Raw genomic sequence first — 23,079 nt, forward strand, 5'->3', positions numbered from 1 at the left:
TGAGCTGGAATTATATATGAGCAATACTTAAAGATAGTTGAAATAATTAGGGAATTTGAGAAAAATTTGTTGGCGATTAAAAATTTTAAGTTATGTATTTTTATTATAGGTTTATAGGGTTTAGTTTTTGAAATATAAATTTGGAGAGTTTTTGCTCTCCATCATATTAAACATTAAATTATATGAACTTTTACACAATCTCTATTAATAAGCCGCGATAAGCTCTATTTCCACAAGTGCGTCTTTTGGCAAGGTCTTAACAGCTACTGTACTTCTAGCAGGATAAGGCTCTTTAAAAAATTTAGCATACACAGTATTTACTTTAACAAAATCCGCCATATCTGCTAGAAATATTGTAGTCTTTACAGCATTATCAAAAGTAAGTCCTACTTCAGTCAAGATATTTTTTAAATTTTCAAGTGATTGCTCAGCTTGGGCCTCTACGCTACTACCTGCAAACTCACCCGCTGGTGTGACACCAAGCTGACCTGAGATAAACAAAAATCCATTTACGCTAATAGCTTGAGAATATGGCCCGATCGCTTGTGGAGCATTTTTTGTTGAGATTTGTTTTTTCATATTTTCTCCTTTTGAAATTTTTTAAAATCCTACTATAAATTTTCTAAATTTTTAGTCTCCAAAAGCTATAATGGGCAAAATTTCAAAAGGATGAAGATGCAAAATATACTCGCACCAAATGAGTTTTTAGATGATTATGTGCTCGGTGCTGAATTGGCTAAAAATGCCGGCATCTCATCAAATGCTTATCTTTTTTGGAAAAACGTCATAAGTGCTAAATTTGAAAACTCAAGAATAGTTTTTCTTAGAAAAGATAGCATTCCAGTCAAATTTCAAAACATTATAAAAACCTGCACACCTTTAAATGGCCTTATTCCAACAGGCGTATTTTGCTCTTTTACCTCGCTTGCCCCATCTCATCTTGTAGCAAAAAATGGCTCTAAGATCTACGAGCTCTTTAAATTTCATGAGATTTGCGGTATCAAATTTATAGACTTGAAGAAATTTTATGATGATTTTAATCTTAGCTATTCTTATAGAATTTACATTGAAAAGTGTAAATTTTTCTCACCTGCTCCATTTGAAAAACGCATAAAATTAACTGAAACGATGTGTCTTGGATATTACTAAAAGTCCGCTAGCTAGCTTGCTAGCGGGATAAATTTATATCTTTTTGTAAGGTGCTTGGCCAACTTCGTAGAAGTTATTGCCCTCGCAGTCAATGGCAACTATTGCTGGAAAGTCCTCAACTGTAAGCCTAGCAACTGCCTCTGGTCCTAGCTCTGGATAAGCTAGCACTTCATATTTTTTGATACTTTGACTAATGAGTGCTCCAATACCACCGATAGCAACCATATAAACACAGCATGATTTTTCCATAGCCTCGACTACTGCGTCACTCCTGTAGCCTTTACCGATCATACCATTTATACCAACTTCATTTATCATAGTTGGGGTGTATTTATCCATTCTGCCGCTTGTTGTTGGGCCTGCTGCGCCGATAGCTTGATTTGGCTTAGCTGGAGTTGGTCCGACGTAGTAGATAGTCTCACCCTTTAGTTCAACTGGTAGTTTTTCGCCGCGTGCTAAAGTTTCAGTAAGTGCCTTATGTGCAGCGTCACGAGCCGCTATGATAGTGCCTGATATTAGGACATTGTCACCTGCCTTTAGGCTCTTTACCACCTCTTTATCAAATGGTGCTGTTATTCTTTTTACTTCTGACATTTTCTCTCCTTAAAGCTCAGCGTCTGCGTGGCGTGCAGCATGGCAGTTAATGTTTATAGCAACAGGAAGACCTGCTATGTGGGTTGGATACCACTCGACATTTACTTTTACGGCAGTAGTGTCACCACCAAGTCCTTGAGGACCAACACCAGTTTTGCAAGCAAGCTCTAGTAACTCATCTTCTAATTTAGCATATCTTGGATCAGAATTTTTACTATCGACCGAACGAACAGCCGCTTCTTTTGCCAAAAGTGCTGCCTTATCCATCGTACCACCTATGCCAACGCCTATTGTTAGCGGAGGACAGGCATTTGGTCCAGCGTATTTTACAGCCTCCAAAAAGACTTTTTTTACACCTTCTATACCATCAGCTGGCACAAGCATTTTTAAAACTGATTTATTCTCACTACCAAAACCTTTTGGAGCTACTTTTATCTTCAGCTTATCTCCTGGCACGATTCTAGTGTGAATGACGGCTGGAGTATTGTTTGTGGTATTTTTTCTTTCAAAAAGTGGCTCAGCCACGACTGACTTTCTTAGGTAGCCCCCAATGTAGCCTTCCGCAATGCCCTCATTTATCGCATCTTCAATATAGCCACCCTCAATATGCACATCTTGGCCAATCTGCACAAAAACAACCGTCATACCGGTGTCTTGGCAGATAGGTGCAACGCCCTCTTCTGCAAGCTTAGCATTTTGTAAAATTTTGCCCAAAATGTCTTTGCCTAGTGACGAGCTTTCATTACTTTGAGCCTTTGTAAAAGCAGCCTTTAAATCTGGCGTCACGACATAACAGGCCTGTTTGCAAAGCTTAGCGACAACTTCTCTTATATCTTTTACATTTATTATTCTCATCTTTACTCCTCGTAAAAAACAATTTTTAATTATATTAACTATATTTAGAATTTAAGATTAAATTTTACTGCTGGATATCTACTCGAAAAAATTTATATGAGTTTATTTTGTTTGGCCACAACTAGAAGGCTTATCTGAAACAAAAATTTAATGAAACAAGTGGTGGTGAAATTGAGTCTAGAGCATCACAATATTGATAGAAATTTACATAGCATGGCTTATTTAAGCCATAAATATATAAATTTAAGACTGAATGCTTTCCTCTTCATTTTTTATCTTTTTTCTAACTTTTACACGTGAGATACTGGCTCCATCCATCTTTCTTACTTCGTAGTAGCAGTTTTCATCCTCGATCTTGTCCCCAACTACTGGCAAACGACCGATTAAGTTGAAGACATATCCACCGATTGTAACTTGATCTGTCTCTTCGTCAAAGCTTATACCAAGAACCTCTTCAACGCTCTCTAGATCATATCTGCCTTGAAATTCATAAATATTGTCATTTATCTTTTTATAGTGCTGATCAACTTCATCGTGCTCATCATTAAAATCACCAAGCACCTCTTCCATGATATCTTCCATCGTAAGAAGTCCAGCCGTGCCGCCATACTCATCGACTACGAGCGCAGCTGAAATTTGTTCTTTGTTCATCATCACAAGCACTTTTGAGATAGAGAGGCTCTCAGGCACGATGACAAATTTACGCACGATCGCGTCAAAGCTCTTCTCTTTATCCTCGCTAAAGTGCAGCTGTAAGATATCTCTAATGTGTATCATGCCCAAAATGATATCTTTTGAGCCGTCTATATAAGGATAGCGAGTATATTTTGACTCAAAAACGACTTGTAAATTTTCTTCAAAGCTCTTTTGTTTGTTTATACAGATCATGTCGCGTCTTGGCGTCATAACCTCTTTTGCGACCGTGTCACTAAAATCAACTGCATTTTTGATAAGCTCAGTCTCAAAACTATCAAGTACGCCACCCTTTAAGCTCTCGCCAACGATGATCTTGATCTCCTCTTCAGAGTGCGCTAGCTCATTCTCTTTTGCTGGCTGGATGCCTAAAATTTTAAGTCCAGATGTAGCTAGGATGTCAAAAAGCTTTATGATAGGCGAAAATAGTATCCAGAAAAAGTGAAGCGGACGAGCGATTTTAAGCACTGCTGATTCTGATCTGGCTATGGCGACTGACTTTGGCACAAGCTCGCCCATAACGACGTGAAGTAGCGTAATAAGCGTAAATGCGATCGCAAAGCCGACTGTATGAACTAAGATATCGCTAAGATTAAAAACATTTTTAAGTGGGGCTTCTATGAGCCTTGCGACTGCTGGCTCACCGATCCAACCAAGGGCGAGTGAGCTTAGTGTGATGCCAAGCTGAGTGGCACTAAGATAAGTATCAAGCTTGTTTGACATCTCAAAAGCAAGCTGAGCATTTGGCTTTTTCTCCTTTATAAGCTCTTCAAGTCTAGACTTACGAACTTTAACAAGAGAAAATTCTGATAAAACAAAAAAGGCATTTAGTAAAATGAATATAATGGCAAGTATTACCATTAAAAGCGAATTATCGCTACTGGGGTTCAATTATGATCCTTAAGAGTTAAAAATTTTTGCCTGATTATAGCGAATTTATATTTAGCGGTCAAATTATCCACGCCCAAAAGTAACAACATTTCTTAAATTTAAGATTTATAAAAAGTTCTTAAATCATATTTTGATAACATTGTTTTCATCACTAAATTTATGGATTTTACAATGAGCAAAAAGAATTTTTCATCGCGCTGGGCATTTATATTGGCCTGTGTTGGATCAGCAGTTGGCATGGCAAATGTCTGGGGCTTTCCTTATAAACTTGGCACAAATGGCGGTGCAGCGTTTTTACTCATCTATGTTTTTTTCATAGCTCTTTTTTCATACGTTGGTCTAAGTGCAGAGTATGCGATCGGCAGACGTGCAAAAACTGGCACACTTGGCTCATATAAATACGCATGGGAGAGTAGAAATTTAGGCATTGTAGGCAGTATTATTGGCTGGCTTCCGCTTGCTGGCTCACTTTGTATAGCCATCGGCTACGCAGTCATCATCGCCTACGTACTAAAAGCCCTTACTCAGGCACTTACTGGCTCATTTATGAGCGTTGATACGAACGTTTGGTTTAACTCATTTGCACTTCAAGATTACTCAGTCTTGCCTTATCATTTTATCATCGTTGTTGGCACGCTTCTTACACTATTTTTTGGAGCAAAAAGTATCGAAAAAACAAATCAAATAATGATGCCACTGTTTTTTGTATTGTTTAGCATTTTGGCTATAAATGTTGCGATGCTGCCAAATGCATTTGATGGATATAAATTCCTTTTTATTCCTGACTTTAGTAAGCTTGCAGACCCGATGGTATGGGTTTCTGCGATGGGTCAAGCCTTTTTCTCGCTCTCTATCACAGGATCTGGCATGATAGTTTATGGAGCGTACCTTTCAAAAGATGAAGATATCGTTGAAAGTGCTAAAACTACGGCCTTTTTTGATACTATTGCAGCTCTTGTGGCGGCTCTTGTTATGATCCCAGCGGTATTTGCCTATGCTATGGATCCAGCCGAAGGTCCAAAGCTACTTTTCGTAACGCTTCCAAAAATTTTACAAAATATGATCGGCGGACAAATTTTTGCCATTATCTTATTTACAGCTGTTATCTTTGGTGGCATCACTTCGCTTCAAAACATGTTTGAGGTCGTGGCTGAGTCGCTTATGCATAAATTTCCGTTTCTTAATAGATTTTGGACACTCACGCTACTTTGTGCAGTTTGCTTTGGCATAGGAGCATTTATGGAGCCTATTAGCAGTTGGGGGCCTTGGATGGACTTTGTGTCGATCTATATCATTCCAATTGGTGCGGTAATCGGAGCTATTTCTTGGTTTTGGATTATTAAAAAAGATGAAATTTTAGACGAGATAAATTCTGGAGCAAATAAATCTTATGGTAATTTCTGGTATTTTGTAGGCAAATTTATCTACGTTCCGCTAACATTTTTACTTTGTATCATAGCCGTAAGTAAGGGAATTTCTTTTTAAATTTAGCTCGCTAAAAAAGATGACCTAAATTTAAAAATTTTTGAAGTTATCTTAGTTTTTTTGTACCAATGTAAGTGGCAAAAATTTCTTGTGAGCCATCTTTTTTAAATAAAATAACATCGTATTGCTCAGCTTTACTGCCTTGCTCCATACCTTGACTCTCCATCGGCATGCCAGGTACTGCGATACCAACTACGTCTTTTGGTTTAAGCTCTAGTAGGCGCTTTACCTCATCGGCTGGAACATGACCTTCTATGATGTATCCATCGATAATTGCTGTATGGCAGCTTGAAAGCTCTAGCGGCACGTTAAATTCTTTCTTAACTTTAGCTATATCATCTACTTTTATGACCTCTTCGCTAAATCCAGCCTTCTGCATCGCCTCACCCCAGCTAGTACAACATCCACAAGTCGGGCTTTTATAGACCTTCATATCAGCCGCGAACGCAAATGTTGCAAAAAAGCCAAGAGCCAAAAATGCTAATTTTTTCATCATTTTCCTTTACGTAAAATTTGCAAAATGATATAGCTCACATTTAAATTTTATATAAATGCTTAATATTGCTTGCTATAATTCGCCAAAATTTATAAAAGGCACTTTATGTTTTCATCATTTTTTAAAGATAAAAAATGGGCACTCTGGGCTTATGGCGGAGCGATATTTATCATCTTGCTTCTTGTCTATCAAACGCACCTAAATGTCCGTATAAACGAGTGGTATAAAAATTTCTACGACATCGTGCAAAACTCAAAAGATCATGATGTAAGTGAGTTTTGGCGAGAAATTTTTAACTTTATAAAAATCGCTATGCCTTATGTCGTGACTTACACTGTGATCTCGTTTTTTGCTAGCCACTGGGTCTTTCGCTGGAGAGAGGCGATGACGTTTAGATATCTAAAATTTTGGCAAAACTGCAAAAGTGACATCGAAGGCAGTTCGCAGCGTATCCAAGAAGATGTCTACCGCTTTGCCAAAATAATGGAAAGCCTTGGCGTGCAGGTTTTAAGGGCGATCATGACGCTAATTGCCTTTATACCAGTGCTTTGGGAGCTAAGTAAGAGTGTGAGTTTGCCCTACATCAAAGATATTGAAGGCTCGCTTGTTTATATTGCTTTAATAATTAGCATCGGTGGCTTAATTATTTCGTGGTTTGTGGGCATTAAACTCCCACATATCGAGTATAACAACCAAAAAGCAGAAGCAGCATTTAGAAAAGAGCTAGTTTATGGCGAGGATGATAAGTCTAAATTTTGCCAGCCAAACGTCATGCTAGAGCTTTTTACGGGCGTAAAGTTAAATTATTACAAACTATTTTTGCACTATGGCTACTTTAACCTTTGGCTCATCTCTTTTTCACAAATTCTTGTCATCGTGCCTTATATCATTATGGGAAATGGCCTGTTTAGCGGTGTTATCACACTTGGTGTGCTTATACAAGCCAGCAACGCTTTTTCTCAAGTTAGAGAGAGTTTTAGCGTCTTTATCGACAACTGGACGACAATAACGGAGCTAAGATCTGTAAATAAGCGTTTGAGAGAATTTGAGAGAAATATAAACTATAAGGCGTAAGGGTAAATTTACATACCAAATAAACTCTAGTAAATTTTAAAATTTCATGAACGAGTAATTTCGGCTCTAAAATTTGAGCTAAGCGATAAGCGAAGCCAAATTTTAGTAGCCAATTCTTGCGAGTGAATAAAATTTCAAAATTTGCAAAAAAGTAAATTACTATTTTTGATATCACAAAAATTAATTTTCTCCCCTCGTTTAACAATGCATATCCAACTCAGGCTATAATACGCAAAATTTTAGTCCAAAAAGGATAAAAATGAAAAAATTTTTACTTACATTATTGATGACTAGTTTGCTCTTTACTGGCTGCTCAAGCGTTACAAAAGCAGGCGTTGTTGGTGCTGATCGTAAGCAATTTATGCTAGTCTCATCAGAAGCTATGGAGCAAAGCTCAGCCCAAGCCTACGTCAAGACGCTAACAGCTGCCAGAAGTAAAGGCGAGCTAAATGTTGATCCGATCCTTACAAAAAGAGTTCAAGATATCGCTAAAAGGCTCATCGCCCAAACTGGTGTTTTTAGGGATGACGCTCTAAAATGGAAGTGGCAAGTAAATGTTATTAACGAAGATACGCTAAATGCTTGGTGTATGCCAGGGGGCAGGATAGTCGTTTATAGTGGCATCATAAAAAGGCTAAATTTAACAGATGCACAGCTAGCTGCAGTCATGGGACACGAGATCGCACACGCTCTTAGGGAGCACAGCAGAGAGCAAGCAAGTGCTGATCAGATGAAAAGCATAGGTATCTTTGCAATAGCTACAGCTACTGGCCTTGGCGATCTTGGAGCTAATGCTCTAAATTTAGCTAGCGAGTACACCATATCTCTACCATTTTCACGATCACACGAAACTGAAGCTGATCACATTGGCACTGAGCTAATGGCAAGAGCCGGATACGATCCAAAAGAAGCGGTCGAAGTCTGGGTAAAAATGAGCAAGATGAGTGGCGGAAAGGTGCCTGAAATTTTAAGCACTCACCCATCAAACGAGAGTAGGATAAAAGATCTAAAAGAGATCGCAGCAAAGCTTGAGCCAGTCTATCAGGCTGCCAAAAGAGGCTAGACTTGATCGAGCGAGCAAATTTAAGCGACCTTGAAGCGATCACGCAAATTTATAATGACTACATTTTAGATAGAAGTGCGACTGCTGATATGCAGCCAGTTAGCACAAAGGAGCGAGAGCCTTGGTTTAACGCCCACGGCGGCTCGCGCCCTATCTTTATTTACAAAGAAAATGATGAAATTTTAGGCTACTACTCACTAAGTGACTTCAATCCCAAGATCGCTTATGATATAAGCGTAGAGATAAGCATCTATGTCGCTAAAAAGCTCTTAAAAAGGGCATCGGCAAACAGCTTTTAGCCCACAGCCTAAATCAAGCTAGAGAGCTAAATTTAAAAAATTATCGCTCTAATATTTAGTGAAAATGAAGCAACTCTTAGGCTATTTTAAAATTTGGCTTTGAAAAATGGAGTGAACTGCCTAGCATTTGCCTGATGGATAATGAGTACAAAAATGTCGTTATCTTGGGGCTAAAGCTCTAAAAGCCAAGCATTAAGCAAATAAAGATATAATTTCACTTCTTCATGGGTAGATGTCCGAGCGGTTTAAGGAGCACGCCTGGAACGCGTGTGTGGGGCAACTCACCGAGAGTTCAAATCTCTCTCTACCCGCCATAAAACTATCTACACCCCAAACCTCTTGAGCTTTATTTTATTACTCAAAACATTGGCACTAAGCAAAAAACCACTTTATAAAAATTGCTAAAATCTTGCCAATTATCTTTTACTTTTGCCATAGTTAGGCATATAACTAACGTTAAATTTTGCTCCATTTTAGGAAAAATTTTATCTATATTCTTAGATTTAGATTCTATTTGCCTTATCGACAGTTACAAACGCCCAGTGCATAAATTCTTGCTTCGGTTTGTATTTGCCGCTGCTAAAATACTCCGCTAGCCGCGCCTCCTCCGTTTCGCTTAGCTCGCCGCCAAGCCCCCAGCGCGTCTTTTGTATGAGCTCCTGCGCGCTTGTTTCCGGACCCGCATGACACTTAGCTTTTATGTAGCTAAGACTCGGCAAATAGCCCATTTGAAACAAAATGTTTAAAAGATAGACGAAGTCGGGCCTTTGCTCCACTTTGCGCCCTATCGCGTTCAAAATTTCATCGTCTACGAAGCTGCCGCCGACCTTAAATGTTATATAGAGTGCCTTTTTGGTCTTTGAAAGAAGCTTGTTAAGTGCAGTTTTTAGATCGTCCACCTCAAGGCAGCGCGAGGCCAAAACTACGTCGCACTCAGGCACGTCCGACCAGTCGTCCTCAAAGGCTTTTTGCGCAAATTTAACGTTTTTAACGCCATAAATTTGAGCGTTTTGCCTGGCAAATTCTAACATCTTAGGCGAAAAGTCGTAGCCGTAAATTTGATCCGCCCTTTCCGCCGCCAACACGCTTAGCGCGCCCGCTCCGCACGCAAAGTCAAGCAGCGTAGAAACGCCTGTAAAATCGACCTTATCTATAAACTCGCGCGCATAGGCGCTTTTCATCACGCCCTCGTTGAAGCTGGGCGCCTTTTTGTCCCAGTCTGCGGCAAATTTTTTACCGAATGAACTTCTAGCCTTTTGCGCCTTATAAAGCGCGTCAAAGTCGATCTCGTCGTAGTTTGAAGGTAAAATCATAATCTATCCTCGTATTTTTCATAGTTTATGCCGTAAATTTTATCGATATTTTCGGCGTTTATGAGCTGCTCGCTGCGCCCGAAGGCTAAAATTTCGCCGTCTTTTAAAAACAGCGTCAAATTTGAAACAAACTTCGCATGTCGCGGATAGTGCGTCGTCTGCACGAAGGTGTAGCCCTCGTCGCCTAGCGCCTTTATCATCTCGAGTAGCTTGATCTGATTGCCAAAGTCCAGCCCGTTGGTAGGCTCGTCCATAAAGATCACTTTCGCGCCCTGAACCAGCGTGCGCGCGATGTAGGCTAGCTGCCGCTCGCCGCCGCTAACCTTTGTGTAGGGCGCGTTTCTTAGATGCGCGATGCCCATCTTTTCCAGCGCCTGTTCGGCTAGCTTTTTATCCGCCGCGCTAAAGCTAGAAAACAGCGGCGTCCTGCACAGCGCGCCCATCAGCGCGACGTCAAAGACGCTGTAGTCGTATGAGGGCGCGTGCGTCTGCGGCACGTAGGCGACGAGTGAGGCGAGCCCCTTTTTGCCGTAGTCTCGCACGCTTTTGCCCGCGATTAGCACCTCGCCTTCAAATTTTAAAAATCCGAGCATTATGCGAAGCAGGGTGCTTTTGCCGCTACCATTGGCGCCTAGGATACTTAGCGTATCGCCCGTCGCGACGTCAAAGCTGATGCCCTTTAGCACGGGCTTGTCACGGTAGGCAAAGCGTAATTTTCGCACTTCTATCAAATTTTTTCGCATCAAAAGCTCCTCTTGGCGCGGCGCAGCACGATGATAAACATCGGGATGCCAAACAGCGAGGTAACGATGCCGATGGGGATCTCAAAGGTAAAAATGAGCCGCGAGAAGCTGTCGCAAAAGAGTAGAAATATCGCGCCGATCATCGCCGAGCTAGCCAGAACCGCGCGGTTGTCGGCGCCAAATATTAAGCGCGCGATGTGCGGCACGATAAGCCCGATCCAGCCGATGATGCCCGCGATCGTCACGCTAAGCGCACTAACGAAGGTCGCGACGAGGATGATGAAAATTTTAACCCGCGCCGTATTTACGCCCAGGCTCTTTGCCTCCTCCTCGCCAAGGCTTAGCGCGTTTAGGTATTTGCCACTAAGCGCTAGCAGCAAAACGCCTGCGCACATCGGTAGGATTGAAATTTGGATAAAGCTTTTGGACGCAAAGCCGAGGCTACCCATCAAAAAATAGGTGATCGCTGGAAGCGCGTCGTTCGGGTCTGCGGCGTATTTTAGCACCGAGAGTAGCGAGGTAAAGAGCGAGCCGCTGATGACGCCGCCCAGAACTAGCACGATAACGCTGCCGCTACGCGAATACAGCGCCGAGACGCCCAGCGCCACGGCCACGGCGAGAAAGCCGAAGCCAAAGGTACTAAGCTGGATGAGATATTCGTTAAATTTGAAAAACATCCCCACCGCCGCGCCAAAACCCGCGCCGCTTAGCACGCCCAGTATCGAGGGGCTAACGAGCGGATTTACGAACATCGCCTGATACGCTGCGCCGCTGATCGCCAGGCTAGCGCCGATTAGCACGCAGGCGAGTATGCGCGGCAGACGGATCTCGAGCAAGAGCGTGTGCATCACTTCATACTCTTTTAAATTTTCGCCTTTTAAAAGAGCGGTGACGTATTTTATGTAATCGCTCGTGCCAAAGCCGTATTTACCGAGCAGCAGCGAGCCCGCGACGCAAAGCGCCAGCAGGAGGGCTAAAAACGCAAACGCCTTTTTGCTCATCTTTCTTTACTCACTCGGCGCGTCCCAAAATTTTATAAATTTGCTCGTCTGTGAGCTCAAGGTCCAAAAATAGCTTGTAAAACTCGCGCGTCTCTTTAATCATATCAAATTTAAACGCCTCGGGGTAGGTCAAATTTATCAGCCACTTTAGCCCCAAAAACCTCATAAACGAAGGCGGGCGGTCAAACCACGAAAAGGGCTCGCGCGGGATGTAGTAGGCCTTTTTGTTTTTCACCGCGCTTAGCAGCTGCCATTTTGGGTCGCCGTAAATTTTATCAAACAGCTCCTTTTCGTAGATGAGGATGACGTCAGGGTCGTATTTAACGAGCTGCTCGAAGCTAATCTTTACGCGTCCGAAGGATTTGGCGTTTGGATCCTCGCTACATTTATGCACGTTCTCTGCACCTGCTCGCTCGATGAGCGTCGCGTGCCACGAGCCCTCGCACTCGGTCGCTAGCCCGTCGCTACCCTGCGCGTAGTAAATTTTTACCTTTTGCAGGTTATTTTTCTTAATGTATTCCTCGATCTGCGCTGTCAAATTTAGCGACTCTTTCGCGTAATTTACGAGGCGCGCGGCGCGCTCCTTTTTGCCCGTGATTTCGCCTAAAATTTCAAACCCGTCAAGATAATCCTCGAGCCTCACTGCGCTTAGATAGAGCATCGGCTTTTTGATAGAGCTGAAAACCTCGCTCATCTTTTTGGCGTTGCGCGAGCTTGCGTTTACGAGGATGAGATCTGGGTTTAGGCGCAGCAGCATCTCGACGTTTGGAATTTTGCCCTGACCGAAAAAGCCTCCCACGACGGGCTGATCTTGCACCTCTTTTTTGACGTAGGGGCGCTCGAAGGCGTTCCACTCGAAATTCGTGCCGCTGATTTTAGCGGGATCAAGCGCGTAAAGCATATATAAAAGCGGCGGCGAGCTGGCATAAATTTTAGAGGGCGTGCCTTGCAGCCGCTCTATATTTTCGCTGTTTTGAGCGATATAGTCCTTGATCTGCGCCTCGCTCATCGCAAAGCAAAAATTTATAGCCGTAAGAAAAAAGATTAGGATTTTTTTAAACATTTTTTGCCTTTAAATTTAAAAAGCTTGCTAATGAATTCTATCAAAATTCATTAGCAAACCAGCTGTAAAAAGCCGGTTTGAGTGATTTAGAATTTATATCTTACGTTTGTAAAGAAAATTCTTCCTTCTTCAGGAAAGCCCTCTCTGTACTCGTAGTTTTTGTCAAATAGATTCGACACACCCGCTTCAAAGCTTAGAGTCTCGGTCGGTTTGTAGGTAAACTTGATATTTGTCGTGCCAAAACCTGCTAACTTAGTAGTTTCTTGGGCGTTAGAAAAGCGAGTAGACATCATGTATTGAGATAGATAAATGCTAAATTTCGGAACGATTTTATAGTCGATATATACGAAGCCTTTATGTTTAGGCAGGTCATATACCGGCTGTTTTACGCTGTCTTCTTTAAATTTGGCGTTCATATAGGTATAGTTACCGCCTAGTTCTAAATTTTGCATCGCAAAGTATGTCGTTCCAAGTTCAAAGCCTTTATAATCGGCACTATCTACGTTTTCGGCTCTTTCTAACTCTCTTCCGCTTTCTCTAATGCCGCTTTTTACTCTAGTATTTATAGCGTCTTTAATTTTTGAATAAAACAATGCGGTCTCTAGTCTAACGTTATCGCCGAAATTTCTTTGATAGCCGATCTCGTAGTGATTAGCTACTTCCGGTTTTAGATCCGGATTTGGTATGCTTCTGCCAAATCTCCTACTATACCTTTCTTTCAAGCTAGGGAAATAGGTCTTTTTAGCGTAGCTTACGCTTAGCTCGTCGCTACCGTCGAAGCTATGTTTAATCGCGGCTTGATAGTTGATAGCGTCTTCTTTATTCGTATTAAAATTAATCATCGCTCTTTGCTGCGGATTATTTCCTACTTGAGCCCAATCTTCAGCTTTTAAAGCATCTCTAACGTCGTAGCTAACGCCTAAAATAAGTTTAGTAAATTCTGTAAATTTATAGGTATTTTCTAATGCAAACGAGTAGGTTTTATCAGACATTTTTCGAACCGGTTGTTCGCCTAGATATCTGCCCGAGTTGTTATACCACTCTCCGCCCTCTTTGTGGACGTCGTATTTATAACTAGTAGCAAATTTTAGAGTATCTTTTTCATTTATATCCCAACCAAACTCCAAGCCTCCGCCGTAGGTATGATCGTCGTAAAAGCTAGGAACGTTTGAATTTCCTCTATTAGTTACTTGGTGCCCAGTCATATTTTTATTTACGTAATCGTAAAGAGAATTTTCAAACGAGTCGTAATATAGCTTTGATTTTACATAAAATTTATCCGTAATTTGTGTATTCGATAAGAAATAAACGCCCTCTTTGTCCCACTTCGGCCAGTCCCAGTATCTTTTTACTTGTTGTTGCCACGATGCATATCTACCGGTATAAAAAGGCTGCTCTTTTTCGCCTTTTTGATTTACGTACGCTACGGCGTATTCGTCGGTTTCGTTTGGCGTAAAGCCGAATTTTATATTAAATTTCTTATCGCGTTGCACAGAGTTGTCGCGTCTACCGCCGTCCTCGTTGCCCGTTATTTTTTGGTCAAATTTACGAGACATCTGCTGGCCTGCATCCTCCATGTAGCTGCCGCCTGCTTGCGCGTAAAATAGCTCTTGCTTCGTGCCGATGCTAAAATCGACGTTATTGCCGTAGGTTTTGGCGTTTTTGCCGGTTTCAAAGCCGTAGCCTAGGCTTCCTTCAAGCTCTTTGCTAGGCTTTTTGGTGATTAAATTTATCGCGCCGCCCATGGTATTTGGGCCGTAAAGTACCGAGCTAGAGCCCTTTGAGATGTCGATCCTGCTAAGATCAAAGGTCGTAAATCGCCCAAAATCGGCGTTACCGTCATAAGGCACGTAAACCGGGATACCGTCGATAAAAAGCGGAGTTCTGCGCGCGTCAAAACCGCGAACGTAGAAATTTTGCTCGGCGCGCGGGCCTTTTTTATCCACATAGACACCCGGCGTAGTATAAGCAACCTGTGAAAGGCGTTTGATGTTATCTTTTTGCATCTGCTCTTCATTGATTACGGCGACGTTTGCATCGCTTTTTTGTAAGCCACCTAACTCTCCAACAACCTCAACTTTACCCAAAGTAAAGACTTCGCCGTGCAGTGCCATCGCAGCACAGCAGGCTATCAAACCCAACTTCTTCATAAAGCTCCTTTTTTACATTAAGTTTTTATTTTATATAATGCTAATCGCCATTCTAACGATATTAATATTATAAAAATATAAAAAAATAATTTCGTCTATAAATTAGATAAATTTTAAAAGAAAGAGTGCAAATGTGCTTTGAATTTCTACTATGTATCGACGATACAGACGAGCTTGGCGGAGAAATTTCAACTGGGAGTTTAGCTCAAGAAATAGCCCTAGAAATTAGCTCATTTGCAAAAGTATCTTTTATTACGCGCCACTAACTTTTACTAGATCCTCGCATAAATTACACTTCGCACAATAGCTCAATGTGTTTAGTCGCTAAAATTTCAAAAGAACAAAAGCAAAAGGCGCTTGACATTGCGCTTGAGCTTTTAACAAATAAATGCGCTAAAAGCGCTGAACCGGGTATCGCAGCTGTTTTCAAAGACGACATAAAAGATACAAAAGAGCTAATAAATTTTGGCAAAAATGCAAAAAATATGCTCTTAGCCACAAAGCAAGCTTTTGAGACGGCGCGCGAGCAAAATGTATTTTTAAAAGCTCTTACGCCAAATGCCAATGGCGTTATCGGCGCGCTTGCGGGTATAGGGCTTAGGCTTAGCGGCGATGATGGCAAGATAAGGGGCAAATTTAATCTAAATGAGCCAAAGCTAAGCGTTGCTAAGCTCATAGAGCTTCCATTTATCGAAGCGGTTTTGGATGAGAATTTTAAAGAGCTGGCAAAAGATGAGATGATAAATTTAGATGGCACTTTAAAGCCTATATTTTGGGATCACAAGGCAACTTTACTTGTGCGAAAAGACAAAAATGGTGAGTTTAGAAATTTAAATATAAAAGAGCTTCGAGAATTTTGATGATGCAAAATTTCAATAAGAAAAATGAGTTTAAATACGGCAAATTTAACTACGAAAAAGCGCTAGAAATAGCCCAAAACTGCGATAAATTTAAGCTAGATAACGATGAGGAGGAGATGGCTTGTGGAGGTGAGAGGAGCTGCTATGACTGCGCATTTAGGCGCTGGAGTAAAGATAGCTTCATCTGCATGGCACAAGCTAGCAAAGACTGAGCTAGCCCTACGCAACCATTTTTTTATCTTTAAGTTTTCCGCCACGTTTGTACTTTAGTTCGCCGCAAAATCTCTTGCCAAATTTTGCCTCGATAATAAGAACTAGCACAAAAAATATCTTTTCGTCATTCATTCGCGCGATCTGGCGTAGAGTTTGGCTAGCGTCATTAAATTTAACTCCATTTTTATGTAAAGTTTCGCAAAAAACAGCCTCGTCAAAGCCTAACATTTGTGAAATTTCAGTTATGCTGTATGGCTCGAGTGAGGCGATGATGCGGTCCATGTTGCAAATGCTTGGATTTTTACTGCGTGTTAGCACATCCATTGTTTCATTCATTAGCTTTACTAGCTTTTTTCTACGATTTATAACGTGAAGTGTTGCAGCAAGCAATATTAAAAAACCTGCGATTTTATGGGCATTTAATAAATACTCATTATATTCACCAAGTGCAAAATTTACACCAGAAAATGCGAGCATACAAAGCCCCAAAATAAGAACTAAAACAAGACAGAATTTATAAATAACCTCTACTTTAAACATGGCACTCATCCTAAAATATATTTTTCTAATTATACACTTTAGGAGTTAAAATTTATCACCAGCTTATTTAGCTGGTGATTTAATTAGATTAAAAATTGTAGTTAAAGCTTAGATTAAATGTGCGTGGATCGCCATAAACCATCATGTTTTTACCGATACCCTCGTAGTATTTTTTGTTAAAGAGATTGTCGATATTTAGCTGCACATCAAAGTTTTTAGCAAATTTATAACCAAGCATTAAATTAGCCAAAGTGTAGCCTTTTTGTGTGATTTCATCTGCGTCTTTGTAAATTTTGCTCTTATACATAGCTCCAGCCCCTACTCTAAAGTCCCTAAATTCATACTTTGCAAATAAATTTGCCGTGCTTCTTGATGAGTCGGTGGCGTATTTCTCACCATTAGCATCTTTTGCGTTAAAGTGCGTTGCACCAAAGCTTAGGCTTAAGTTTTTAGTTATCTCGCCGTTTAGATCTAGCTCGACGCCCTTGCTTGTCACACCCTTGCCAGATTCATATATGTCGGCATTTGTCGCTGGATTTTTCCTGCCAGTATTTATGCCAAGCTTATCTTGCACGATCTTAAAGACGCCAAGACTTGCTTGAAGTGCCCCATCAAAATACTCGCCTTTAATGCCCACTTCATAGTCCTTGCCTTGGATCGGATCAAGGTATTTGTCATTTGCGTCCTTTACACTTTGAGGTTTAAATATACTCGTGTAGCTAGCATATAGAGTGTGGTTTGCTCCGATGTCGTAGGTGATGCCAAGATATGGCGTGATCTCATTTGTGAAATTTCTATTGTCTTTGCCGCCTTCGATCTCGTATTTGTAGTAGCTCACTCTAGCGCCTAGCAAAAATTTAAGCTCATCGGTGATTGATAGTTTATTTGCCGCATAAAATGCCTTTTGTATCGTTTTGTCTTTGTTGTTTTGATCTTCGTAAGGGAACTTTGGATCATCAAGGTGTAAATTTTTAAAATCAATCCTACTTCTAGCCGTATAAGCAATCCCAGCTGGCGTGGTATTTTGCAGCCAGTAGCTACTTACCTTATCGCTACTTTTTTTATAGTTGTTATACATCGCGCCAAAGACAAACTCATGAGATAAATTTGCTAGCTCGTAAGGGATATTTGCGTATGCATCGACATTGTGGATATTCTCCTCTCTTTTGTTTGCATAGGCGCTAAGACCACCTATGTTGCCGGTGTCATCTAAATTTACCGCTCCGCCGTAGTAGAGTAAATTTGAATCAGTGTTTGCCCGTCTAAATGAGTAGCTTAAATTTAAGCTCGCTTCATTTTCAAAGTAGTGTTTAAAATCAGCGTAGAAATCAAGCGTTTTTATATCCCACCTAGTCCAAGGCTGAGAGAAAATTTCATTTTTACTAAAATTTGTCCTAGAGCCATCTGAGTAAAATGCTGGCATGCCGCCCCATCTAACCCCGTGGCGTCTTAGCTCTTGATAAAACGCACCAAGGCTAAGCCATGAGTTATCGCCTATGTCGCTATCAACTACGCCGTAAATCGCGCTATTTTTGCAGTTATAATAATCCATATAAGAGTGCGACTTCTCATGCATAAAAGATAGCCTCGCTCTAACGCTTCCGCTCTCATTTACTGGCGTTTGCACATCGCCATTTACACCGTATCTATCGTATGAGCCAGCGCTTACGCCAAAATTTCCTTTTATCTCTTTTGAGTCCGCTCTTTTTCTTTTGAAATTTAAGCTTGCAGCCGGATTTCCAGCGCCTGCAAGTAGGCCGTTTGCTCCTTTTACCACCTCGACTCTTTCATAAGGCAGCAAGCTCATATCATTTGCGCCAAGGCTAAAACCACCAAAGCTAGGTCGAATCAAGCAAGTAATAATCTATCTTAAAGCCACGAGCCGTCGGATATACGCGCTCGTCCCATTTATTTAGCGTGACGCCCGGGACATTTCTAAGAAGCACTTGATAGTCCTTGATGCCTTGATCTTTTAGCCTTGCTTCTGTTGGCACAGTTAGCGACTGGGGCGTTTGACGAGAGGTTAAATTTAGCCTAGTTGTGCTCTTTACAAGCTCTTTTGCAAAGTAATTCGTATCGTCTCTTCGCTCGCTTTCTACGACATCGACTGCTTCTAAAATTTTATCGCTTTAGCTAGCAAAAATTTGAGGTTGTATCAAATTTAATGCAACCAAACTAATTAAAATTTTTTTCATTTTTTCTCCTTTTAAAATTTCTTTTAATCCACAAATAAAGCCCTGAGATACTTAAAATAAGCGGTGAAATACCGACTAAAAACCAGATAAATTTTGTGATTTGGTTGTAGTTACCAAAGTGCGATTTTCTAAATGCTGAGAGAATTTCTTCGCTTAGATTTGCATTTTTTATGTCCAAAATACTTACTAATTCGCCGTTATTTTTATCGATAAGTTAATATGCTTGAATATTCGTTATGCAAGAAATTTTGATCTTTTACATAGCCAAAAAGGCGTATGTTTACTCCTTGCATAAAAGGCAGTGAGATGAAGTGTGGCTCAAAGCCAGCAAGATCATTTTTTGAGCGAGCCACCAGCTCATCAAGAGATAGGTTTTTATTATAAATTTTTGCATCTATTACAAAGTCATTTTTAAACTCTGGCATGCGTACTATCTGAAATTCCCACCAAACACCACTTATGCAAATGAGTAGTAAAATAGGCGTAGAAAAAATTCCTATCATTTTATGAATGTCGCTCATAAAAACATTTAGCCTATTTACACGAAGCCTAAGTAGTGTCAACCAAAATTTTCTATAAATCACAAAACCACTTATGCAGATAAAAAACGTGAAAATAGCGGTTAAAGTAAGGATAACGTGACCAATTTTCCCAAGAAATAGCGACTCATGAAGCTCGGTTAAAACTCCAAAAAATCCCTCATCATGTGCGAGTGGCTCGCTCTTTATCTTACCGCTAAAAGCATCAAAATAGATAAATTTCCACTCTTTTTGACTATCATTGTGCTCTATTAACCAAATTTTGTCGCATCTTTTAGGATTTGCATCGATATTTATGCCGACCATCTCGTAGCCGTCAAGCTCGCTTGCGATGATCTCTCTTTGCTCATCAAAGCTGATCCTTTTGCTTAAATTTTCTTTGTTTAAATTTACATTTACGACATTTGGGGCAAGAAGGCTGTTTAGCTCATCTTTATAAACAAGGATCGCACCGCTAAAACAAACTACTGCAAGTGGAATGAAAAATAAAAGAGATAAATAAGTGTGCACTTTATAAAAAAATTTTTGATTTAGAAATTTCACCTTGTTTTAAAGCCTTTTAATAGTAGGTTTTGATAATGGCTCGCAATCTTACACAAAATTTACTTTGATAATATTTAAAACTATTATCAATTATGATTCCAGAAAAGAAAAATTTTTATAGAATGTAAATTGAAAAAATAAATAGATTTGATTTTTAAAAGAATAAGCAACTCCTCTTTGTGTATACGAAAATCCAGAAAAGGGGGAAGCAAAGACTTATCAGTTACAAAAAGGAGGGTCCATTTAGGACGATGAAATAGTATTATTTAAGCATAAATTTTAATAAAATTTTTAGTTAATAAAAAAGAAATTCCAAGTAATACTAAAGTAAATTTAACTTTAAAGAAACTATATTTAAGAAATTTCTTTTAATTAGTACAAGCATAAAATTAGGCTAATTTTTAGGCACAAGCTCTAATACATTGCAAGCTCGTTTACTGCCCATATTGCAAGCTCTATCAAGAGCGTTTGCAGAAAGATCAAAGCTTTGCTCAGTGCCATTTCCTTGAAGATACTTTGTCGCTAGCTCATAGCAAGCCTCACTACCACCATCATCACAGAGCGATCTAAATATCTCAAAAGATTTTTGCGTATCTTTTTCTATGCCAAGGCCACGCTCTAGCATATCTGCATAGATAAAGCAAGAAATTTTATCTTTATTTTCACACTCACTTGAAAGCTTTTTTGTAAAACTCTCGCAAGCTTTAATGTTGCTTTTATTAATACACTCTTGCATATTTATATCCCAGTTTGCATTCAGGGATAAAAGAGCAAATGCTAAAAATAAAATGGATTTTTTCATAAATTTCCTTGGAAGAAGTTAGCTCCCTTTGGGGGAAAGGGAGCTATTACAAAAAGGAGGTTTCTTGTTGGACAAGTGGAATAATACAAGTTTCGTCTAAATTTAAAACCAACTTTTCTTTAACAAAAAACAATCTCAAACCAAATCTTTTTTACTAAAGGCAAAATAGCCACAAACTAGCAAAATAATGCCTAATAAGAGCGGATAGATAATCGCATAAGCTACAAATGTTGCCTTTGGAAAGGTGCTTAAAATAAAATAAGATGCAGTACCGATAACCGCTAAATTTGGATCAAAAAGACTAAGCGCTGCTATCCTGAAAAGCTCTATCGGATTTAGTATAGCAATAGCGTAAATGACGTACTCATCGACTGAACTTCGCATAAGAAGCCCAATTAATGCTAGATCGATAAATGCTAGCATTATAAGCCAAAGTAAAAACGCTACTCCTTGACCTGTCTCTTGATTTTTAATCACGCTTGATATAAAAAATCCAAGCGATAAAAAAATGATACTTAAGCTAAAAAGTAGCCCAAAATAAAGTGTTAATACACTCCAAGGTATTGCAACACCTTTTATAAAACCAACAATAACACAAAGTAAAAGAGCAAACAAAAGTGGAACAAAAACAACAAATGTACGGCCCAGTGCCTTACCAAAGTAATACTCTCTAAGACTTAGCGGGAAACTAAGGATGTATTCAAGCAAATTTGTATCTCTATCTTGATTTATGCTTCTTACGGTTGAGATGAGAATAAAAATAGGCACAATGATGACACAAATTTGAATAAACAAAAGTAGTGCTCTAGTAAGCCCAGAAAAGCCGAGCACACGTGAGTCGGTCACGCCACTAAATAAAAATCCTATCATCAAAGCAGAAAAAAGCGCAGCATATATCACAAACCATCTTGAGCGAAAAGACTCTTTTACATCAAGCTTTGCTATTAAAAAAAGATTATTCACTCTTGCTCCTTAAATTTTCTTCTTTGATGATCTTGCCAAGGTCCATATAGACGCATCTATCTAATAAATTTGCTATCTCATCGATACGGTGTGAAATAAAAACAAGTGTTTTGTTTTGCGTGAAGTTATCAAGTAAATTTTTAAAAGAAAGCCTTGCTTTTACATCAAGATTTGCCGTTGGTTCATCAAACATCAAAATTTCACTATCCTTAGCAAATGCGATGGCTATTAGCATCTTTTGTTTCATGCCACCAGAGAGCTTATAAAATGGTTTATTTAAATTTGCATGCAGATCAAGCTCTAAAAGCTTGCTAAATTTCTCAATATCTTCAAATTTTACATTTGAGCTTTTGCAAACAAACTCACAAAGCTCACGTAGATTAAATTTAAGCGGTGGTGGAGTTTGTGGCACAAATGAGATAAATTTCAATGCCCCTTTTCTATCTTTTAGAGTATTTACGCCATTTATCGCGATGCTTCCACTATTTGGGATAAACTCGCCTAAAATGATACGCATGAGCGAGCTTTTGCCAGCTCCATTTTGTCCAAGTATTGCTATTTTTTCGCCAGATTTTACGTTTAGGCTAACATTGTCAAGTATCCTTTGCGAGCCAAAAATTTTAGTTACTTCTTTTATATCTATCAAAAATTTTCCTTATATTAGTTTTTTAAAGCCGTTGTCAAATTTCAGTGCATCTTGATGACACACATCAATACACCTACCACAAAGCGTGCAATCAGCACCAGCTATCCTAAAGATATTTTTGCTCTCGTCAAGCTTTGCTCCCTTTTTTGTCATAAAAAGTACGTGAGGCACTAGACAAACATCAGTGCAAACTAAGCAGTGATCGCATTTTTCTTTATCCCAGCTAACTTTTATGGCATTTGGTTTAGCTAGCACTGAGTAAGTAGCTCCAATAGGACAGACATATCTGCACCAAGCTCTACGTGAGAAGAAAATTTCAACCATAAGCATAGCCACAACGAACCAAATAGCATGAAAATAGCCATAGATAATAAATCTTGAAAAAATCCCAACAACATTAAAAATTTCAAATGTAAGACTTGCACTAGCAAAGCTAAGGGTTAAAAATAAAATGGTAAAAACATATCGCCACTTTGTATCAAAAACTCGTGGCTTTACTATCTTTTTAGCACGCAAATTTTCATGGATCTTCTCAGCTATTTCGCTTATTAATGAATATGGACAGATCCAAGAGCAAAAGCCTCTACCGCCAAAAATGATATAAAATGCCAAGATACTAAGTGAGCCAATTATTAAATTTACGTGGATTTCATGTGTCGCCAAAAAGACTTGCAGGCTCATAAAAGCATCTGCCAAGTGAAAACCAAATATCCTTGACGCACTGATGTCGCCTTCTAAAATTTGTATATCGACTCTATATGAAAGCACAAATAAAAGATGAACTAAAACGATGGTAAAAATGCGCCAAAAACGTATACTAGGACGCTTCTTGCCATCTTTTGTAGTTGTGATTAACGTGCTTAGAAAGCTTACATTTCTAATCGTCGCACGAGTGTTATATTTGTCCAT

The 23,079-nt window shown here is 39.7% G+C and carries 25 protein-coding genes, 1 tRNA gene and 1 pseudogene; 9 read left to right on the forward strand and 18 right to left on the reverse strand.

Annotated elements, in window-relative coordinates; translation table 11 throughout:
- Positions 1-204: 204 nt before the first annotated feature.
- Positions 205-579: a RidA family protein gene (locus tag CYO92_RS03775; protein WP_103589128.1), complete on the reverse strand. Its 375-nt coding sequence runs from the start codon at positions 577-579 to the stop codon at positions 205-207.
- Between the two features lie 96 nt (positions 580-675).
- On the opposite strand from CYO92_RS03775, the gene CYO92_RS03780 reads away from it, so the two are divergent.
- Positions 676-1,149, forward strand: a complete 474-nt coding sequence (locus tag CYO92_RS03780; protein ID WP_103589129.1) for a cysteine permease — start codon at positions 676-678, stop codon at positions 1,147-1,149.
- A gap of 33 nt (positions 1,150-1,182) precedes the next feature.
- Here CYO92_RS03780 and CYO92_RS03785 read toward each other — a convergent pair whose 3' ends face one another.
- The 3 genes from CYO92_RS03785 to CYO92_RS03795 all read right to left on the reverse strand — a co-directional run bounded on the left by CYO92_RS03785 (position 1,183) and on the right by CYO92_RS03795 (position 4,182).
- Positions 1,183-1,743 carry a Fe-S-containing hydro-lyase gene (locus tag CYO92_RS03785; RefSeq protein ID WP_103589130.1) on the reverse strand — a complete coding sequence of 187 codons (561 nt, stop codon included), beginning with the start codon at positions 1,741-1,743 and terminating at the stop codon, positions 1,183-1,185.
- A 9-nt stretch (positions 1,744-1,752) separates the two neighbouring features.
- Positions 1,753-2,598 (reverse strand): fumarate hydratase, encoded by an 846-nt coding sequence (locus CYO92_RS03790; RefSeq protein WP_103589131.1) that lies wholly within the window; start codon positions 2,596-2,598, stop codon positions 1,753-1,755.
- A gap of 243 nt (positions 2,599-2,841) precedes the next feature.
- Entirely contained in the window at positions 2,842-4,182 is a 1,341-nt protein-coding gene (locus tag CYO92_RS03795; RefSeq protein ID WP_103589132.1) for a hemolysin family protein, read from the reverse strand.
- A 171-nt stretch (positions 4,183-4,353) separates the two neighbouring features.
- Between CYO92_RS03795 and CYO92_RS03800 the strand changes: the two genes are divergently transcribed.
- Complete coding sequence (locus CYO92_RS03800) at positions 4,354-5,667, forward strand: sodium-dependent transporter (protein WP_021091962.1); 1,314 nt, start codon at positions 4,354-4,356, stop codon at positions 5,665-5,667.
- Between the two features lie 46 nt (positions 5,668-5,713).
- Here CYO92_RS03800 and CYO92_RS03805 read toward each other — a convergent pair whose 3' ends face one another.
- Positions 5,714-6,160, reverse strand: a complete 447-nt coding sequence (locus tag CYO92_RS03805; RefSeq protein ID WP_087577987.1) for a DUF411 domain-containing protein — start codon at positions 6,158-6,160, stop codon at positions 5,714-5,716.
- 108 nt (positions 6,161-6,268) lie between these two features.
- Between CYO92_RS03805 and CYO92_RS03810 the strand changes: the two genes are divergently transcribed.
- From CYO92_RS03810 to CYO92_RS03825, 4 genes are all read left to right on the forward strand, one after another.
- A complete protein-coding gene (locus CYO92_RS03810) occupies positions 6,269-7,237 on the forward strand; it encodes a putative transporter (RefSeq protein WP_054197246.1) in 969 nt (322 codons plus the stop codon).
- Between the two features lie 259 nt (positions 7,238-7,496).
- Positions 7,497-8,300, forward strand: a complete 804-nt coding sequence (locus CYO92_RS03815; RefSeq protein ID WP_103589133.1) for a M48 family metallopeptidase — start codon at positions 7,497-7,499, stop codon at positions 8,298-8,300.
- 2 nt (positions 8,301-8,302) lie between these two features.
- Positions 8,303-8,599 carry a GNAT family N-acetyltransferase gene (locus CYO92_RS09510; RefSeq protein ID WP_223315372.1) on the forward strand — a complete coding sequence of 99 codons (297 nt, stop codon included), beginning with the start codon at positions 8,303-8,305 and terminating at the stop codon, positions 8,597-8,599.
- Positions 8,600-8,825: 226 nt separating this feature from the next.
- Positions 8,826-8,913: transfer RNA gene (locus CYO92_RS03825), tRNA-Ser, on the forward strand.
- 189 nt (positions 8,914-9,102) lie between these two features.
- On the opposite strand, the gene CYO92_RS03830 is transcribed toward CYO92_RS03825, so the two are convergent.
- From CYO92_RS03830 to CYO92_RS03850, 5 genes are all read right to left on the reverse strand, one after another.
- On the reverse strand, positions 9,103-9,912 hold the full coding sequence (locus CYO92_RS03830; protein WP_103589134.1) for a class I SAM-dependent methyltransferase: 810 nt from the start codon (positions 9,910-9,912) through the stop codon (positions 9,103-9,105).
- Positions 9,909-10,655 (reverse strand): ABC transporter ATP-binding protein, encoded by a 747-nt coding sequence (locus CYO92_RS03835; RefSeq protein WP_103589135.1) that lies wholly within the window; start codon positions 10,653-10,655, stop codon positions 9,909-9,911. Before CYO92_RS03835 ends, CYO92_RS03830 begins: the two co-directional genes overlap by 4 nt.
- Positions 10,655-11,656, reverse strand: coding sequence for a FecCD family ABC transporter permease (locus CYO92_RS03840; RefSeq protein WP_103589136.1), 1,002 nt, complete (start codon positions 11,654-11,656; stop codon positions 10,655-10,657). The genes CYO92_RS03835 and CYO92_RS03840 overlap by 1 nt, the downstream gene beginning before the upstream one ends.
- A gap of 10 nt (positions 11,657-11,666) precedes the next feature.
- On the reverse strand, positions 11,667-12,719 hold the full coding sequence (locus tag CYO92_RS03845) for an ABC transporter substrate-binding protein (RefSeq protein WP_103589137.1): 1,053 nt from the start codon (positions 12,717-12,719) through the stop codon (positions 11,667-11,669).
- An 86-nt stretch (positions 12,720-12,805) separates the two neighbouring features.
- Positions 12,806-14,869, reverse strand: a complete 2,064-nt coding sequence (locus CYO92_RS03850; RefSeq protein WP_103589138.1) for a TonB-dependent receptor plug domain-containing protein — start codon at positions 14,867-14,869, stop codon at positions 12,806-12,808.
- Between the two features lie 131 nt (positions 14,870-15,000).
- On the opposite strand from CYO92_RS03850, the gene CYO92_RS09515 reads away from it, so the two are divergent.
- From CYO92_RS09515 to CYO92_RS03860, 3 genes are read left to right on the forward strand one after another with little or no spacing between them, the layout of a single operon-like run.
- On the forward strand, positions 15,001-15,135 hold the full coding sequence (locus CYO92_RS09515) for a hypothetical protein (protein WP_258030555.1): 135 nt from the start codon (positions 15,001-15,003) through the stop codon (positions 15,133-15,135).
- A gap of 45 nt (positions 15,136-15,180) precedes the next feature.
- Positions 15,181-15,729 carry a thiamine biosynthesis protein ThiG gene (locus tag CYO92_RS03855; RefSeq protein ID WP_103589139.1) on the forward strand — a complete coding sequence of 183 codons (549 nt, stop codon included), beginning with the start codon at positions 15,181-15,183 and terminating at the stop codon, positions 15,727-15,729.
- A 2-nt stretch (positions 15,730-15,731) separates the two neighbouring features.
- Positions 15,732-15,941 (forward strand): molybdopterin biosynthesis protein MoeB, encoded by a 210-nt coding sequence (locus CYO92_RS03860; protein ID WP_258033820.1) that lies wholly within the window; start codon positions 15,732-15,734, stop codon positions 15,939-15,941.
- Positions 15,942-15,948: 7 nt separating this feature from the next.
- Here the strand turns inward: CYO92_RS03860 and CYO92_RS03865 are convergent, their stop codons facing one another.
- The 8 genes and pseudogenes from CYO92_RS03865 to CYO92_RS03895 all read right to left on the reverse strand — a co-directional run bounded on the left by CYO92_RS03865 (position 15,949) and on the right by CYO92_RS03895 (position 23,079).
- Positions 15,949-16,482: a chemotaxis protein gene (locus tag CYO92_RS03865; protein ID WP_103589141.1), complete on the reverse strand. Its 534-nt coding sequence runs from the start codon at positions 16,480-16,482 to the stop codon at positions 15,949-15,951.
- Positions 16,483-16,570: 88 nt separating this feature from the next.
- Positions 16,571-18,677, reverse strand: a pseudogene (locus tag CYO92_RS03870) (TonB-dependent siderophore receptor).
- Positions 18,658-18,855, reverse strand: coding sequence for a PepSY domain-containing protein (locus tag CYO92_RS09520; RefSeq protein WP_223315371.1), 198 nt, complete (start codon positions 18,853-18,855; stop codon positions 18,658-18,660). The pseudogene CYO92_RS03870 and the gene CYO92_RS09520 overlap by 20 nt, the downstream one beginning before the upstream one ends.
- Positions 18,856-18,880: 25 nt before the next feature.
- On the reverse strand, positions 18,881-19,726 hold the full coding sequence (locus CYO92_RS03875) for a PepSY-associated TM helix domain-containing protein (protein ID WP_258033821.1): 846 nt from the start codon (positions 19,724-19,726) through the stop codon (positions 18,881-18,883).
- A gap of 427 nt (positions 19,727-20,153) precedes the next feature.
- Positions 20,154-20,561, reverse strand: coding sequence for a tetratricopeptide repeat protein (locus tag CYO92_RS03880; protein WP_103589142.1), 408 nt, complete (start codon positions 20,559-20,561; stop codon positions 20,154-20,156).
- Positions 20,562-20,696: 135 nt separating this feature from the next.
- Positions 20,697-21,524: an ABC transporter permease gene (locus CYO92_RS03885; protein ID WP_103589143.1), complete on the reverse strand. Its 828-nt coding sequence runs from the start codon at positions 21,522-21,524 to the stop codon at positions 20,697-20,699.
- Positions 21,517-22,170, reverse strand: a complete 654-nt coding sequence (locus CYO92_RS03890) for an ABC transporter ATP-binding protein (RefSeq protein WP_072595066.1) — start codon at positions 22,168-22,170, stop codon at positions 21,517-21,519. The genes CYO92_RS03885 and CYO92_RS03890 overlap by 8 nt, the downstream gene beginning before the upstream one ends.
- Positions 22,171-22,179: 9 nt before the next feature.
- A complete protein-coding gene (locus tag CYO92_RS03895; RefSeq protein ID WP_103589144.1) occupies positions 22,180-23,079 on the reverse strand; it encodes a NapH/MauN family ferredoxin-type protein in 900 nt (299 codons plus the stop codon).

The sequence above is a fragment of the Campylobacter concisus genome, from assembly GCF_002913715.1.
GTDB lineage: Bacteria > Campylobacterota > Campylobacteria > Campylobacterales > Campylobacteraceae > Campylobacter_A > Campylobacter_A concisus_AG.